The 16,548-nt window shown below is 49.1% G+C and carries 11 protein-coding genes; 9 read left to right on the top strand and 2 right to left on the bottom strand.

Going from position 1 to position 16,548, the window contains the following annotated elements; genetic code table 11:
* The first annotated feature begins 28 nt into the window (after window positions 1-28).
* Genes AC58QO_RS19210 through AC58QO_RS19195 form a run of 4 tightly spaced genes read left to right on the top strand, consistent with a single transcriptional unit; the run spans window position 29 to window position 8,018 of the window.
* Window positions 29-2,503 carry a glycoside hydrolase family 38 N-terminal domain-containing protein gene (locus AC58QO_RS19210; protein WP_497268312.1) on the top strand — a complete coding sequence of 825 codons (2,475 nt, stop codon included), beginning with the start codon at window positions 29-31 and terminating at the stop codon, window positions 2,501-2,503.
* A gap of 18 nt (window positions 2,504-2,521) precedes the next feature.
* The gene (locus tag AC58QO_RS19205; protein ID WP_497268310.1) at window positions 2,522-3,757 is read left to right on the top strand and encodes a DegT/DnrJ/EryC1/StrS family aminotransferase; all 1,236 of its coding nucleotides are present in this window, start codon (window positions 2,522-2,524) and stop codon (window positions 3,755-3,757) included.
* 44 nt (window positions 3,758-3,801) lie between these two features.
* On the top strand, window positions 3,802-5,547 hold the full coding sequence (locus tag AC58QO_RS19200; RefSeq protein WP_497268308.1) for a polysaccharide deacetylase family protein: 1,746 nt from the start codon (window positions 3,802-3,804) through the stop codon (window positions 5,545-5,547).
* Entirely contained in the window at window positions 5,544-8,018 is a 2,475-nt protein-coding gene (locus tag AC58QO_RS19195) for a hypothetical protein (protein ID WP_497268306.1), read from the top strand. Before AC58QO_RS19200 ends, AC58QO_RS19195 begins: the two co-directional genes overlap by 4 nt.
* Window positions 8,019-8,079: 61 nt before the next feature.
* On the opposite strand, the gene AC58QO_RS19190 is transcribed toward AC58QO_RS19195, so the two are convergent.
* Entirely contained in the window at window positions 8,080-9,126 is a 1,047-nt protein-coding gene (locus AC58QO_RS19190; protein WP_497268305.1) for a response regulator, read from the bottom strand.
* Window positions 9,104-10,912 carry a sensor histidine kinase gene (locus tag AC58QO_RS19185; protein ID WP_497268304.1) on the bottom strand — a complete coding sequence of 603 codons (1,809 nt, stop codon included), beginning with the start codon at window positions 10,910-10,912 and terminating at the stop codon, window positions 9,104-9,106. Before AC58QO_RS19185 ends, AC58QO_RS19190 begins: the two co-directional genes overlap by 23 nt.
* 107 nt (window positions 10,913-11,019) lie before the next feature.
* Between AC58QO_RS19185 and AC58QO_RS19180 the strand changes: the two genes are divergently transcribed.
* From AC58QO_RS19180 to AC58QO_RS19160, 5 genes are all read left to right on the top strand, one after another.
* The gene (locus tag AC58QO_RS19180; protein WP_497268302.1) at window positions 11,020-12,030 is read left to right on the top strand and encodes a Gfo/Idh/MocA family protein; all 1,011 of its coding nucleotides are present in this window, start codon (window positions 11,020-11,022) and stop codon (window positions 12,028-12,030) included.
* A gap of 37 nt (window positions 12,031-12,067) precedes the next feature.
* A complete protein-coding gene (locus AC58QO_RS19175) occupies window positions 12,068-13,198 on the top strand; it encodes a trans-sulfuration enzyme family protein (RefSeq protein ID WP_497268301.1) in 1,131 nt (376 codons plus the stop codon).
* A gap of 131 nt (window positions 13,199-13,329) precedes the next feature.
* Complete coding sequence (locus AC58QO_RS19170) at window positions 13,330-14,172, top strand: class I fructose-bisphosphate aldolase (protein ID WP_497268299.1); 843 nt, start codon at window positions 13,330-13,332, stop codon at window positions 14,170-14,172.
* Window positions 14,172-15,329 carry a Gfo/Idh/MocA family protein gene (locus AC58QO_RS19165; RefSeq protein WP_497268297.1) on the top strand — a complete coding sequence of 386 codons (1,158 nt, stop codon included), beginning with the start codon at window positions 14,172-14,174 and terminating at the stop codon, window positions 15,327-15,329. Before AC58QO_RS19170 ends, AC58QO_RS19165 begins: the two co-directional genes overlap by 1 nt.
* Before the next feature lies 1 nt (window position 15,330).
* Window positions 15,331-16,545: a carbohydrate kinase family protein gene (locus AC58QO_RS19160; RefSeq protein ID WP_497268295.1), complete on the top strand. Its 1,215-nt coding sequence runs from the start codon at window positions 15,331-15,333 to the stop codon at window positions 16,543-16,545.
* The last annotated feature ends 3 nt before the right edge of the window (window positions 16,546-16,548 follow it).

Here is a 16,548-nt window from a genome sequence, read left to right as displayed (position 1 = left end):
GGGTTTTCTAAAAAACAAGGAGATTACCATGAGAAAACTTCACTTACTGTGTAACGCTCATTTAGACCCTGCTTGGCTATGGGAGATTGAAGAAGGAGCGGGAGAAGCGCTGTCCACCTTCCGAATCGCGGCTGATTTCTGCGAAGAATATGGCGGATTCATTTTTAACCATAACGAAGTCATTCTATATAAATGGATTGAAGAATACGATCCGGCGCTATTTAAACGCATTCAGAAGCTGGTGTCCGAGGGCAAGTGGCACATTATGGGTGGCTGGTATCTGCAGCCGGATTGCAATATGCCAAGCGGAGAATCGTTCGTTAGGCAGATGCTGCTAGGGCGCGTGTACTTCAAAGAGAAGTTCGGCAAAGTGCCGACGACGGCTATTAATTTCGATCCGTTCGGTCATACGCGCGGACTCGTGCAAATTATGAGCAAGGCAGGCTTTGATTCTTATATCGTTTGTCGGCCTGATCAGAACGACTGTTCTTTACCAGGGGAGGAATTCCGTTGGATTGGTCATGACGGTTCCGAAGTTACCGTTCATCGTGCTTATAAAGCTTATTTGTCAGGGCGCGGCAAGGCGCATGTGAAGGTTGAAGGCTGGATGCAGGATCATCCAGACAAGTCGGAAGGACTTGTATTGTGGGGTATAGGGAACCACGGAGGTGGACCTTCCCGGATTGATTTGAACAATCTGAAGGAGCTAAAAGAGAGGACAGAAGCGTTCGATCTGATCCACTCCACGCCAGAAGACTATTTTGCAGAGCTGAAAGCGAGCGGGAAAGAGCTTCCGACGTACGAGAAGGATTTGAATCCTTGGGCAGTTGGGTGCTATACGTCCCAAATTATGATAAAGCAAAAACATCGCAAACTTGAAAATGAGTTGTTTTTTGTTGAAAAAATGATGTCCTCTTACGCGCTCCAGGGTTATGGCCCTTATCCGCAAAAGGACATTCATGAAGCTACCGTTGATTTAATGATTGCAGAATTTCATGATATATTGCCGGGTACTTCAGTTCAACCCGTGGAAGAAGCGGCTATTCGCTTAATGGATCACGGTTTGGAAATTTTGTCTCGATTGAAAGCTCGCGCTTTCTTTGCCTTGACGGGCGGTCAACAGAAAGCCGCAGAAGGCGAGGTTCCGATTTTTGTTTATAATCCCCACCCCTATAAGGTGAAAGGCATTTTTGAATGTGAATTTCAGTTGCCGGCTGCGTCGAAAGGACAATTCGCGGTTCCGGTAGTGCATATACAAGGACAAAGAATCCCGAGTCAGGTTGAAAAGGAAATTAGCAGTCTTTACGTGGATTGGCGGAAACGTGCCGTATTTTATGCAGAGCTTGAGCCTGGTCAGATGAATCGGTTTGATTGTACAGTCGAATTTCTGCCGGAGAAACCCAAGCCGACACTCCAAGCGGTGAATGGGTTGATTGTTTTTAAGACGGATCGGCTGGAGGTTGTTATTAACTGCGATACAGGATTCATTGATTCGTACACAGCGGATGGTGTCTCCATGTTACAACCGAATGCGTTCAAGCCAGTTGTGGTGAAGGATTATGACGATTCATGGGGCAGTCAAACGCAAAGCTTCCCGGATGTCATCGGAGAATTTAAGCTCATGTCTCAAGCGAAAGGCTCCCGCTATTCAGGCATTCCGGGCAAGCCGATTGCTTCGGTTCGCGTGATTGAAGACGGCGAAGTACGAAGTGTGATTGAAGCGGTGTTTGCTTACAAAGACTCCTTCATCTGCCAACGTTACTATTTGCCTAAGCTGGGTACGGAAGTGAAGGTTGATCTTACAGTTCATTGGAACGAGAAGGCAAAAATGCTCAAGCTGTCTGTGCCGACAACGTTCAAGCAGCCGCAATATTACGGCCAAGTGGCTTACGGTGTAGACGAACTGCCGGCTAACGGCAGGGAAGCAGTCGCTCAAAAATGGGTCGCTGTAGTTGATGGGGCTACGGGTGCATCTCTGTCCGTCGTGAATGACGGAACGTATGGCTCCAGTATCCACGATGGCGAACTGCGCCTGACTTTGCTTCGTTCGCCTGGCTATTCGGCGCTTCCGGGAGGCAAAATGCCCTATACATTACCGAAGGACCGCTTTTCGCCACGAATCGATCAAGGGGAGCGCCGTTTCACGTTTTGGTTTAATGCAGGGACGTGGGAAGAACGTCTGCCTCAACTAGATCGAGAAGCGCTAGCACTTAATGAGAAGCCTTATGCGTTAACCTATTTCCCATCAGGAGAAGGCAAGGCGCCTGCTCCATTAATCAGCTTGAGTGATCCGTCGATACAGATGACGGCTTTTAAGAAAGCAGAAATGACTAACGATTACATTGTACGCTTGTATGAGCCATCTGGAGAGGAACGGTTGACGAACGTTTCGATCCCATCTCTTGGCATAAATCAAGAGATACGCTTGGGTCGATTTGAAATTAAAACATTGCGATTGAATGTGACGGATCGAACGCTGGTCGATGAGAACTTAATGGAATAGGAATAGGAGTGAGAAGCGATGGATAAATTGACGGTTGCCCAATTAGCAGTAAACGGCGGGACGCCTGTTCGTACAGATCCATTCCCAGTTTGGCCGATCTATGGCCAAGAAGAAGAGAAGCTGTTGCTAGAGGTACTGCATTCGCAGAAGTGGGGGGGAACGGGTAAATCCAACGTTCCAGGTCTAGAACCGAAACTGCCTGAACTCGAAAGGCAGTTCGCCGACATGCATGGCGCGAAGCATGCCATTACGGTGGTGAACGGAACGATCGGGATTACCATTGCGCTGCAGGCAGCAGGTGTGCAACCGGGCGATGAAGTCATTCTGCCGGCATACACGTTCATTGCCACGGCGTCATCAGCACTCATCTTTGGAGCCATTCCCGTCATTGTGGACGTAGAACCGGATACGCTATTGATTGACCCTGATAAAGTCGAAGCAGCAATCACACCGAAGACAAAGGCGATCATCGCTGTGCATTTAGCAGGGGCTTCGGCGGACATGACTCGATTGAAGGAGATTGCGAGCCGTCATGGCTTGCGTCTGATCGAGGACTCCGCGCAAGGAGTAGGAGCTGAGTGGGACGGCAGGCGTGTTGGTGCTCTAGGAGACTTGGGCACGTTTAGCTTCCAGTCGGGCAAGAACGTGACGGCGGGAGAAGGCGGCATTATCTTAACCAATGACGACGAGCTTGCTGCCAAAGCATGGTCGCTTGTGAATGTGGGCCGTATCAAGCAAGGCGGTTGGTATCAGCACGAGGCTGTCGGCTGGAACTTGCGTATGACCGAATTCCAGGCAGCTGTATTACTTGGGCAGTTGAGCCGTTTCGAAGCGCAGTTTGCCCTGCGGGAACGCAATGCAAAGCTGCTAAATGAGCTGCTGTCCCCGATCGAGGGTATTCTGACGGTTAAACGCGATCCGCGCGTTAACCGTCACGCCCAGCATTTGCACTTACTGTTCTTGAAACCGGAGCTCGCGAACCGCATCGATAAGAATGAAATGATTCGTCGATTGAATGGAGAAGGGATTCCCATGCATGCGGGGTACGTTTCCTTAAACAAGAACAAAGCAATCCTTGAGGAGATTGCCAAATGGGCAGGAGAATCCGAGCATCGGCAATATGCTTGTCCAGTCAGCGAACGAGCGTGCAACAAGGAAGCGATGTGGCTGCATCAGAATGTATTGTTGGCGGATGAGAAGGCGATGCACGACATTGCGACGGCCGTAAATAAAGTGTTGAGATCGTTTGACTAACGTACAGGCTTGCAAGTGAGCTTGCGAATGGGGGAACTGCTGCGATGAAAATGGCGCGAATTGGTATTTTACTGGATCAGGCTGCTGCTGAAAAACGGTGGCGATATAACATAAACGTATTTAATCGTTATCTGGGGGAAATCTTGACGCATCGCGGAATTCCATTTCATTGGATTCACTCGGTCAAGAGCATAACAGATCATTATCCATGTGATGTGATTCTGGTTGCAGCCGTGGATGAAACTGCCGAGCATGCAGCGCTGCTTTGGCGTTACATGGAAAGAGGCGGCATCGTCGTTTCCTTTGCCGGTACGAACGATCTTGCGAAGAAATTAGGGTATCACAAAGGTATGGGGACAGGTGCAGGGTACGCTCACCTCCCGCATAGCGACAGACCGCTTCGTTTTCTGGATGCGGTGCCTTGGGTCGTAACGAATAACGCGATGGAGGAGCCAGCAAACGTCCAGAACATCGGAACCATTTGCAAAAGCTCGCCAAGCGGCGACGGTTATGGACCTGCCCTACAGCAATTCAGCATTGGACAAGGAAGCTTGGAGCGTTATTCCGTAGATGTCGTGAATACCATTGTCCAGCTTCAGCAAGGAAGCAAGCCCGTTATCGAGGATGGGCCGCCATCTGCGGATGGAACTGCCCTGGTGAACGATGGCGTGCTGAAGGCAGATGATGTGATCGAGCTTGATTACGAGTACGACCGGGTCGCAACGGAAACGGGAATCCCGTTGTTTCATCACCCCTATGCCGACATGTGGCGTGACGAATTGGTCGGGCATTTGCTTCGACGCACAGCAGAAAAAGGCTTGGCGCTACCGTTTCTCGGCTATTGGCCGGAAGGTACGGAGCAGGTGGCTCACATTTCGCATGACAGCGACTATAACTTTGACGAGCATGCCGTTGCTACGCTAGATATTTTGAAGGAAACCGGGGTCCGTTCTACCTGGTGTATGTTGGAGCCGGGCTATAGTAAAGGCTTATACAAGCAGATTGAAGCAGACGGACATGAGCTGGCGCTGCACTACAACGCTGTAGATGTAGACAACGGCTATTGGAGCGCAGAAGAATTCCGCCGGCAATTCGAATGGTTCCAAGAGGCAACAGGCATGAAGCAAGTGCCAACGAATAAGAACCATCTTACCCGCATAGAAGGCTGGGGAGAGCTGTTCCAATGGTGCGAAAGCTGCGGCATCGAATCGGACCAAAGCCGTGGCGGCAGCAAGAAGGGCAACCTTGGATTCGCATTTGGAACGTGTCAGCCGTTCTTTCCAATTGCGCTTTCTGACGAGAAAAATCGGGTATACAACGTGATGGAGGTCGGGTTTCTGACACCGGATTTGGAATTGAAAAAGTGGGGTGACCGCAGCATCGTCATTCCGATTCTGGAACAAGTGGCCAAGGTGCAAGGTGTTGCGCATTTCTTGTTCCATCAATTCCACATCTACCACCAAGAAGTGGTGCGGGATGCGTTCCGTTATGTTGTAGACGAAGCACGCAAGCGAGGGTTTGTCTTCTGGACGAATGAAGAAATCAACCGCTGGGTGCGGGCTCGCCGCAAGGTCGCCATTTCCGGATTGACGGCAGACGGTTATCCGATTACGGATAACGTGCCGGTCGAAGGTGGCCGTGTTGTTGCTTGGGTGCCAGTGATGAATGGAATCGCCGACGGATCGAGCAGCTCGGACAGCTTGGATAGCTCAAGCGGCGAGATCAGGGAGCTTTACGGCGTAGCGTGCAAGAAAGTCATTTTAATGGCTCAGGAAGTGATAAGCGCATGATTACCTACACTCCATCAACAGATATATGGCGCATTGCTCCTATCCGTTGGGATTTAGCTCAAGAAAATGACATGTCGCGCCGTATCTATGCCATTTTGTTGAAATGGCTGCCCTTTGCTAACGAGCATTTCCAGGACTGGGATGTACGTCCGAACAGCGGTCATTTCTTCGGAGGAACTTTCTGGTACCAATCCGACTCGGCCCAAAACTCGCTTGTTTACGCGGTGCTTGCCAAGCTAGGCGAATATGATGAGCAGGCAACGGGGATTTCCCGGAATCTTTTGAAAGAACGTGCCATCAAAGCGATTCGATATATTGGATTTACGCATGATACGGGTCCAGAGGATTGTGTCCGAGTAGAAGGCGTGCTGCCTTACACGAGCGGGAAAAAGTGGGGAGGTCAAGGCGATAGCTTCTTCATGGCTAGCCAAAACGGCCGCTCCATCGCTTTCTTTGCCTACGCTGCTTGGATGCTGTGGGATGACTTGGACATAGAGACGAAGATGCTCGTGCAAAATGTTGTTTCCAGCTACGCCGATCAATGGTCAGTCGACGAACCCCGTAATGGCGTTTATTATGATACGCAATGCGAGGAAAACGGATGGACAGCGGCAGGGATCGGAGCGGCGGTTGCACTGTTTCCCGATCATCCGCATCACGCACAGTGGAAGCATGGATTCCGCCTGTGGGCGGTAAACTCCGTCACCACCTACAAGGACAGGCTCGCTGACCCGTCTGGTTTAATTGATAATCCTGTTGGAAATCTGGTGCGAACGGTGACGTTCCATCCTGACATGACAGCGGAAAACCATGCTTTCGTTCATCCAAGCTATTTGTGCGCAGGGACCAATCTACGCGGAATCTTTGCTTTAATGTCACTAACCGCGGGTCAAGAAATTCTCAGTGAGGCTGTACACAACAACGAGAAGTTGTATGAGCGTACAATTAAAATTTGGGCGCAGTTCGATGGCTTAGCCGTTCCAGTGCAAGGTCAAGACTGGTGGTATAATCGGCAGCACGAGCGCCAGCTGACGCATACGATCCTGAATGTCATTCATGGCAATCGGGATGCTGCTAATCTGGTAAGAGGTTCACTCGATTCAATTGAACGCATACAAGCCAGCAATTCACGCGGTTGCTTGCTAGAAGAACGCGGGGAAGAATGTATCATCAATAAAGCACACGCGCAGTTTGCCAGAGACTTGGAGCACGGCTCAGCGGTCGATCTGCTTTGCTCCTATTTGATATACCTCTTTGGAGGCCCTGGCGCAGAGCCAAGCAATACTGAGGAAATGACCAATCGGTTGTTGGGGGTATATACCTACCCTTATGGTAACTCGATCGTACACCGTCGCAAGGATTCCTTTGCGAGCTTTACATGGCGTAACAATGTCATGGCGCTAACATTGCCTTCCAAAGGCTTATGGCAGGTAACCCCGCTTTATGCGAGCTACACAGGTACGGTAGAGTTTGCCGAGAAGAAGGGGATTAAAGGCCTGAGTAACGAGTCGATCATCCGTGATGTGGAGCGGGAAAGCATTCTACCTTACCATGATGGCTTCGCAGCAACAGTGACGATTGCCAGAGGTGCTAGGGAACTGCTGCAGCATGCGGCGTTTCTATCACTGCCAAACGGCAGTACGGTATACATCGAGCGTTTCGAAGCGTTAAAGAATGTGACAATTCAGCATGCGCAAACTGGCATCATTGGTATCCGCAATGAGAATTATGCAGCCATGCCAGAGCTAGCCCCCGGCACGCGCACTTTATATTATCCGGGCGGTGCCGACCAGTTCCGGGGCTTCTATGGGCAGGAGCCCAATCAGGTTGAAACGTATGGAAGTGCTGCCTACGTAAATGTAGATGATTATATCGGCTACGTTATCATCGGCGGACATGGCGTCAAATATATCAATAAGCATGAATATCTGAAATGGAAGGGCGTAGAAGACATACTCGTCCTCAATGATATTGGTTCCATGCAGCTAACGGAAGGGCAGACACGGGAGCCATTCATCGTGGTCTCGATGCCGAACCATACGGCGGCCCAGACAGAAGTCGCAAGCAGTCAAACGGTTCAGTTAGAAACGAATGACGAAACGATCGTTGTGGAGACCGAGGACTGTATCGTCGCTGCCAACTTCCGTGTAGATGCGGTGCGTACGATTGCGAAAAAACGCATCGTTGCAGGCATGGCACTAAATATCTATGAAGGCAGGCAAACCATGAGAGGGGAAGCGTATTTCTGGCATGGCCATGTATCCTCCTTTTCTTCCCTCTATCGCAGAGCGGTTTGTCAGCTGTCTGTCGATTTGACTGCAAAAGTGTTGCTTGACATGACCATTGCCGATGGCAACATGATCTTATTGAACGAAGGTGAGCATGCGGTTACCTGCACAATCACCCTAGCGAATGGCCACAGCTTTGACATAACAGTTGCCGCAGGCGGATGCCATACGCTTGAGGTTTGATCGTACAAAAATAACCGAGCAGAGAAGGCCCAGAGGGGGATCTTCTCTGCTCGGTTCGTTGCTATTGGATGCCCAGCCTTTTTCGGTATTCGGTGGGGGTTAGTCCACAATTCTTTTTGAATACTTTAGCAAAATGGGGATAGTCTGCATAACCGATGGCATGAGGAATGTTGATTGTCTTGCATGCGGGATCACTTAACATGTCCTTAGCCATATCAATTCGCAGCTGGGTCAGATAATGGATGAAGGAGACCCCGATCTCTTCCTTAAAGGAACGACTGAAGTAAGCGGGAGACATCTGAATATAATCCGCGACCTCCTGCATGGAAAAGGCCTCCGACGTATAATTTTGTTTGATGTAGTCCACCGCGCGTTGGATGCCTTGATGACTGCCCCAATTACGGGACTGGCGAATTTGCTGAAAAGCCGACGCCAGGAGGGAGCATGTATGGTTGAACAGCTCTTCCGTTTTGACCGGAATGGGGTCATCCGCACCGTCATCGAACATCCGAATTCCTTTTTCGCTCAATCTTGCGTCGATATGGCAAAGCAGTTCGAAATAGGCAGTTCGTATCTGCGAGTCTTCCGTTGCTTCCAGCTCAAGAGTTGTTTGGAATTTCTTAAGATCGCTTATTACGGCATCATCATTCAGAATCCAGACGTTCTCGTTCATAGATTCAGCATGCTCTTTGACTAATAGAATCCAGCGACCACGGTCGGACAAAGATAATTTTTCTTGCTCTAAGCTAGTGAAAATGCGATCAAGCGTTTCTTGAAGTGAAGCCGGCCGGATGGGCTTCAGTAAATATTCAGAGACCCCATACCGAATCGCTTGTTGGGCAAAGGTAAAATCGTCATAGCCAGAGAGGATGACTACTTTAGGCTTTTGGTTCCGCTTATGCAGTTCCTGCAGCAATTCAAGACCATCCATAATCGGCATGCGAATATCGGTCAAAATCAGATCAGGAGCGTGCTGTTCGATGAGCCGAAGAGCCTCCTGGCCGTCTTCCGCTTCTGCAACGACCTTGAAGCGGCCTGTTGCGTCAATCAGCTTGCCAAGCATTTTTTTGACCATCGGCTCGTCGTCAATCGTGATGACTTGATACATGTTGTGAACCCTCCTTATAAGGCAGTCTAACTTGAATGACAGTGCCTGTCGTATCTGATTTCTCTATATAAAGTCCGTAGGGCTCATTATAAGTCAATCGAATGCGGTGATGGACATTCAGCAATCCGATGTGATGAAAGGAAAGCTCTGTCTCTTCGCCAGCGAGGGAACCTTCGAAAATTTGGTTATATGTCTCGCATAGCTTTGCATCCATGCCTTGACCCTGGTCGGTAATCCGCAGCAGACAGTAATTCTCCAACTGCTCGGAAGAAACGCTGATAGAGGTCGGGCGAAGTTTATGGCGTTCATACCCATGGACGATCGAATTCTCGATCAAGGGCTGAATGATTAAGCGAACAGCTTGTACGTTTGATGCCGTTCGTGCTTCGATCCCGCAATCGAATGTTAAGTAGGGATATCGCTCGTTTTGGATGTTCAAATACGTATTGACGTGATCCAATTCCTCTTTGAGACTGACGATTTGCTGGGAGCTGCCTACGCTATAGCGGAACAAATCTGCGAGAGAGGTTGCCATGTTGCTAATAGGTAGCACGCCTTCCACAACGGCGTAGGAGTTAATGGCTTCGAGCGTGTTATAGAGAAAATGCGGGTTGATCTGCGATTGCATCGCCTGCATCATAGCTTCTCGCTGCTTAAGCTGCAGATCTTTCTCCTTGAGCTTGGAAGAATGCACGACTTCGATTAGTCTGCGTATTTCCCTAACCATCTTGTTGAAGCTGCGGTATAGGCTTCCAATTTCGTCCTCTCGGTGCTCGGGGGCTTGGATAGCCAAATTCCCCTGCTCCGCATTTTTCATTAACCGCTGGAGAACAGAAAGCGATCGAGTTAGGTTAAAGGAAAATCCTGCTAACGCGGCCATTACGAACAAGATAACGAAAAAGGCAATCCACAGTGTTATATTTCGGAGATCGATCAGGTTGCTGATCAGCTCCCGCAGCGGGACTTCAGATACCATTGTCCAGTTCGTATAAGGAGAACGATGGAAAATGACTAGTGTTTTTCCTGCATCGGTATTTTTTAAGAAATAGCCTTCCTGACTCTCGTGGAATCGCTCCATCAGCTTGGAATCTACCGGCTTGCCCTGATAGCTGAGGTCCGGATGATACAGAATTTGAGCATTGTTGTCTGCAATCCAAATATAGCCGGTTTGTCCAAGTTGAACCTTTGCCAGAATGTTCATAATCTGGTTCATGTTTAGATCCATCACCAACATACCAAGTGACTTGTAATTGGCAGCATCGCGAAATGTGCGGACAACGGTCAGCACGGGCGAATTATCAGGATTGCGGATGCCGACAATTCGGAAGGATGTTGCATCCGCATATTGTTGGAATAACTTCATATAGTCGCTCTTGGGGGAAACGCCGCCATAACTGACAACGCCATTTGCCGTCGCGACGGAGAAACCTTTTAGATCCGGGCGGCCGAACATGAAATTCGGCAGTACTTGTTTTTCGATATCACGGGTGATGATAAACCGATCATATTGCTCATCCGCTGGCAGCTGCATGAATTTCAGGATGAGCGGATGCGTGATAACGGGAAACGTGATCCGTTCCAAGTCGATGAAATAATTGTCCAATTGATTATTGATTTGAGTAATAAGCTGTTGGCTGGAATGGACAGCGTTCGTTTCGATATTTTCTGTTGTTTTTTCATACCAGATTACCCCGAGAGAGATAAACGGCAGGCATAGAAACAAGAGGATTAATACATTCAATTTGGTGCGAATGGGTAATGCTCTTGCCATCTTTAAGAATTTCATAGCGGCTTACTCCGTTCGTCTAAGTAGGTTAATGAAGTGTTCCATAATTATAACAAGGGGCGAAATGAATGGAAAGAAGCATAACGCGTTTGCGAGGAGAGTTGTGGATGAAACAGGAACCTTTTTGCATTTTAGGCTGCCAGCATATGCATATCGCCCAATTTATTGAGGAAATGAACGATTTGGGGCACCCTTGTGCGGGTATTTATGATGGAGAAGATACCGCGATGGCAAGCAGGCTGGCTGATCGGTATGGTGTCACGCTATTCGACGATCCAGAGAAGCTGCTTAGCGTGAGCGGTTCCATTGTAGGCAGCGCTGCTGTCAACCAAGACAAAATCGATATCATTGAGCTCTGCGAAAGACATGGTCGGCATGTGATGGTGGATAAGCCAGCTGTCGTTAACTCAGCTGGGCTCAATCGGCTTGCCGAAGTCATCCGCCGGGGACATATACAAGTCGGTATGATGCTGACGGAGCGATTTCGTCCGGAACTGTTTGCGCTTAGAGAGGCTATTCGGCAAGGAGAGCTAGGCAAGATCATCCATATTCAGATGCGCAAGCCGCATAGATTGCGCGCTTCGGGCAGGCCAGCTTGGTTTTTTGATAAAGCTCGTAACGGAGGACCGATTATTGATCTTCTCATCCACGATTTTGACTTGCTTCGATGGCTGACAGGAGAAGAGGTAACTTCGGTTCATGGCTGGAAAAGCAAACGCATACTGCCGGAATATCCGACGTTTTTGGACGCTGCATCTCTGCAAGTGCTTCTCAGCGGAGGAATTACCGCACAGCTATATACGGATTGGCACACGCCTGAAGCTAGTTGGACTTGGGGAGACGGGCGCATCTATGTGACCGGTACGAAAGGCTGCGTGGAGCTGCGTCTGGAGGGAGACCCGATTGTGGAGAAGGGGCCATTATTTATCCAGGTGACGAACGAGATGCCAGCAAGGACAATAGAGCCGGACACAGTTCCATTATCGCTAAGTGAAGACTTCCTAAATCGCATTGAAGGACGGCCGGCGATTATGACAGCTAACGATGTCCTGCAAGCATGTAAAGCTGCCGTGGAAGCAGACGAAGCAGCTGCCATTATGCAATGGATGGAAAGTTAGTTAAAACAATTTATACATCAGGGAGATGAATGTGACGATGACGAAAGAAGATATGTTAATGCATCTGGGAGATGATTATGATCGATATTTGGGTGCGATTGTACCTCCAATTTTTCAAAATTCCCTGTTCACTAGAAAACAGAAAGATCACGGTTACGTGTATACCCGAATAGGAAATCCAACTACCGAGGTAGTAGAGAGGAAAATAGCCGCCCTAGAGGAAGGAGAGGCCGCTAGATGTTTCTCTTCCGGTATGGGAGCGATTTCGGCGTCGATTATGAGATATGTTTCTGCAGGGGCTCATGTGATTTGCATACGGAGCGCATACGGCCCGACACGGGAGTTTCTGAGCTCTTACTTGGCGAAGTTCGGGGTAGAGACGACTTTCGTGACTGGAGATCGATTAGAAGAGTTCGAGCAAGCCATTCGACCGAATACCAAGTTGATCTATTTGGAAAGTCCTTCTTCCCACTTGTTTGTACTTCAGGATTTGGAGGCGATAGCTCAATTGGCCAAGGCGAATGGCATCGGAACCATTATTGACAGTACATGGGCGACCCCTTTATTTTGCAACCCGCTGCGCTTCGGTATCGATATGGTCGTTCATTCGGCATCGAAATATTTGGGCGGTCACAGCGACATTATTGGGGGTGTTGCGATCGGACGAGGAGATGATATGGAGAAAATCACGCATGAGGAACGGGCGTTGTTCGGATCCTGTATGGATCCGCATCAGTCGTGGCTTCTATTGAGGGGAATGCGCACCCTGCCTGTCCGTATGAGACAGCATCAAGAAAGTGCCATGAAAATTGCGGAGTTTCTTGAAAGCCATCCGAAAGTGGAACGCGTGTATTATCCTGGTCTTAAAAGTCATCCGCAGTATGAGCTTGGGAGAAAGCTGTTTACCGGGTACACGGGATTAATAAGCTTCCTTCCGCGCGCTAATGAGCAAGCCATTCGGGAGATGATCCCGAAGCTCCATTATTTCGAGCTTGGCCCTAGCTGGGGTGGATTTGAAAGTCTAATTATCGATCCAGGCGTAGGAATCAGTGAGGAAGCCTCTCAAGTGACCGGTATTCCGCGTGGATTGCTAAGGATCTCAGTCGGGCTGGAGTCGGTAGATTCGCTGATAAGTGACTTAGATCAAGCATTGAATAGCCTTTCGTGAAAATAAATGTTTTTTCAAACAATAGTGCATAGAAATAAGAATAAATAGATTGACGTACGGTCTAATTTTTCCTAAAATATGTTTAAAAAGAATAATAAAATGTTCGTTAATAACAATTAGGAGTGAGTGCGATGTCTCGATTGCCACGTATCAACCGCATGTTCAGTGATCAGGGGAAATGTTTCGATGTTGCTGTGGATCACGGTTTTTTTAATGAATTTTCCTTCTTAACAGGCATTGAGAACATGAAACAGGCCATTGAAACGATTGTCAAAGCAAATCCGGACTGCATACAGCTAAGTACTGGGCAAGCTCACTTGCTGCAAGAGATCCCTGGGAAACAGAAGCCGGGACTCGTCCTGCGAACGGATGCAGCCAATATTTATGGCACAGAGCTGCCGAAATTTGTGTTCAGCGAATTGATCGACAGGGCGATTGAGCAAGCTGTACGTTTGGATGCCGTCGCTGTTTGTGTCAATTTGCTGCTTCTTCCAGGTCAACCGGAATTGCATCATCAGTGTGTGCGGAACATCGCCCTTTTGAAAATGGAAAGTGAAAAATATGGGATGCCATTGATGGTTGAACCACTGGTCATGCTTCCGAATGAAGCAAAAGGCGGTTATATGGTCGATGGTAATATTCACAAAATTATGCCGCTTGTTCGCCAGGCCGTTGAGTTGGGAGCCGATGTGGTAAAAGCAGACCCATGCGATGACGTTTCAGAATATCACCGGGTGATTGAAGTCGCCTCTGGCATTCCAGTGCTTGTGCGCGGTGGTGGTAGGGCGAGCGATGAGGAAATCGTATTGCGTACGGTGGAATTGATGGAGCAGGGTGCTTCAGGCATCGTCTATGGGCGTAATGTCATTCAACACCCGAAACCTGCTGAGATGACAGCAGCTTTAATGAGTATTGTGCATCATGGCGCAACGGCGGAGCAAGCGCTAAGCATTCTGAAGGGGGCAGGCGAATAGTGGAAAGAAGAATAATTCGTTTTGGTATTATCGGCTGCGGCTTAATGGGCAAAGAGTTCGCAAGCAGCGCTGCGCGTTGGTGTCAACTGACGGACGTTGATTTTGAACCCCGGATTGTGGCGGTATGTGACGCAAACTCAGCTGCTTCTCAATGGTTCCTCGATCATGTCCCGAGTGTGGAAACCGCTTATACAGATTATAAGAAGCTATTGGATGATCCGACAGTGGAGGCTATTTATTGTGCTGTACCTCATAATTTACATGAGCACATGTATGTCGACATCATTCGGGCAGGCAAGCATCTCTTAGGCGAGAAGCCGTTCGGCATCGACCAACAAGCGAATGCAGCTATTCAAGCAGCAATTAATGAGAATCCAACTGTCATCGTCCGCTGCTCTTCGGAATTCCCTTTTTTCCCAGGGGCCCAACAGATCATGAAATGGGTGAATGAGGGGAAATTCGGGAAAATCATAGAGGTGGAAGCTGGTTTCTGGCACTCGAGCGACCTGGATCCGACGAAGCCGATCAATTGGAAGAGAAGAATCAATACAAACGGTGAATACGGATGTATGGGTGATCTCGGCATGCACGTGCTGCATCTGCCGCTCCGATTCGGTTGGAAGCCCAAGAACGTACGGGCGCTTCTATCCAAAATCGTTCATGAGCGTCCTGATGGAAAGGGAGGATCCGCGCCTTGCGAAACATGGGACAATGCGATTCTCGCATGTGATGTGAAGCTGGCTAACGAACAGTTCCCGATGATCCTGTCTACCAAACGAATTGCACCAGGCCATGCAAATACTTGGTTTATCCGTATTCAAGGTACAGCGTTATCTGCAGAGTTTACAACTAAAAATCCGAAGCAGGTTGCTTCTATGCCGTATCAACCGGGAGGACAGCAAGCTTGGCATGTGGTAGATGTACCTTATAAATCTGCCTATAGTACGATTACTGGAGGAATTTTTGAATTTGGTTTCTCCGATTCGATTCTGCAAATGTGGGCGGCATTCTGTGATGAGCTTACACATGGAGCGAGCATGCAGCAGCCTTTTGGTTGCGTCACACCGGAGGAAGCAGCAGACAGCCATCGTATCTTTACGGCAGCACTCGAATCAGAGAGAAGTGGAGAAACGGTGACGATAGACTGGGGGACCTAAGTTGAAAAGACGATCGGCAGATGTCGTGGTTGCCGGACATATTTGTCTGGATATCATTCCGGCCATTCATGGAAAGAAGAATGGCATCGATGAGTTTCTTGTGCCTGGTAAACTAGTTGAAATCGGATCAGCACTAATCGCCACCGGTGGGGCGGTCTCTAACACGGGTCTTGCGTTGCATAGACTTGGTCTTCAAGTCAATCTGATGGGTAAAGTCGGAGATGACTTATTCGGGCAGGCCATCTTGGGGAACTTACGGGGATATGGAGAGCATCTAACGGAAGGGATGATCGTTTCTCCAGATGAGCAAAGCTCGTACACCATCGTCATTAGTCCGCCTGGGGTGGACCGTATTTTCCTTCATTGTACGGGAGCGAATGACACCTTTCAGGCGAGTGACGTGGACTTGGCAGGCCTAGAAGGCGTTAGGCTGTTTCATTTCGGCTATCCGCCTCTGATGCGAAACATGTATGCGCATCAAGGTGACGATCTTGTCCGACTTCTGTCAGGCGTCAAGGCGAGAGGATTGACGGTATCGCTTGACTTGGCGAAGCCTGATCCTTCAACGGCGGCAGGACGCGCCGATTGGAGAATGATACTGGAGAAAACGCTTCCATTTGTGGATGTGTTTTTACCCAGCTTTGAAGAAATTCTGTATATGCTGAAGCCAGACCGTTACCGTCAGATACAGCTTGAACAGGGTACGGAGGAGTTGTTACCGTATGCGGATGGTTCGCTGTTGTCGCAGCTTGCCAATGAATTGCTAGAAATGGGAGCGGCCGTAGTCGCTCTGAAGCTTGGAGAGTTCGGATTATATATGAAGACGTCATCCGACCCGGGGCGACTTCTCTCCATGGGAACTTGTGCGCCCATCGAAAAGATGATCAAGAACTGGCTCGGGAAAGAGCTGCTTGCACCTTGCTTCCAAGTAGACGCGGTTGGAACAACGGGAGCGGGTGACTGCACGATTGCCGGATTTTTGGCGGGGCTTCTGAAAGGGCTGACGGTTGAAGAGGTTCTGATCGGTGCAGTAGGCGTTGGGGCTTGCAATGTGGAGAAAGCAGATGCTGTAAGCGGTGTACCTGACTGGCGTGATGTACAAGATCGAATCAAGCTTGGATGGCCTCAACGGACCGGAACGATCTCTCTTTCAGGCTGGAGTTGGAACGAATCACTCTGTTTATGGGAGTACATAAATAACAGTGAAGGGAGATAGATC

This window comes from Paenibacillus sp. J31R30 (assembly GCF_059692115.1).
Note: the sequence above shows the minus strand (reverse complement) of the source record. Positions and strands in the feature narration are given on the sequence as shown.

What these genes read in the sequence shown, in the direction of transcription:
- AC58QO_RS19180 (WP_497268302.1), top strand. Translation starts at nt 11,020, where the DNA reads ATGAAACAGGAACCTTTTTGCATTTTAGGCTGCCAGCATATGCATATC.
- AC58QO_RS19210 (WP_497268312.1), top strand. Translation starts at nt 29, where the DNA reads ATGAGAAAACTTCACTTACTGTGTAACGCTCATTTAGACCCTGCTTGG.
- AC58QO_RS19200 (WP_497268308.1), top strand. Translation starts at nt 3,802, where the DNA reads ATGAAAATGGCGCGAATTGGTATTTTACTGGATCAGGCTGCTGCTGAA.
- AC58QO_RS19190 (WP_497268305.1), bottom strand. Translation starts at nt 9,126, where the DNA reads ATGTATCAAGTCATCACGATTGACGACGAGCCGATGGTCAAAAAAATG.
- AC58QO_RS19205 (WP_497268310.1), top strand. Translation starts at nt 2,522, where the DNA reads ATGGATAAATTGACGGTTGCCCAATTAGCAGTAAACGGCGGGACGCCT.
- AC58QO_RS19195 (WP_497268306.1), top strand. Translation starts at nt 5,544, where the DNA reads ATGATTACCTACACTCCATCAACAGATATATGGCGCATTGCTCCTATC.
- AC58QO_RS19175 (WP_497268301.1), top strand. Translation starts at nt 12,068, where the DNA reads ATGACGAAAGAAGATATGTTAATGCATCTGGGAGATGATTATGATCGA.
- AC58QO_RS19185 (WP_497268304.1), bottom strand. Translation starts at nt 10,912, where the DNA reads ATGAAATTCTTAAAGATGGCAAGAGCATTACCCATTCGCACCAAATTG.
- AC58QO_RS19170 (WP_497268299.1), top strand. Translation starts at nt 13,330, where the DNA reads ATGTCTCGATTGCCACGTATCAACCGCATGTTCAGTGATCAGGGGAAA.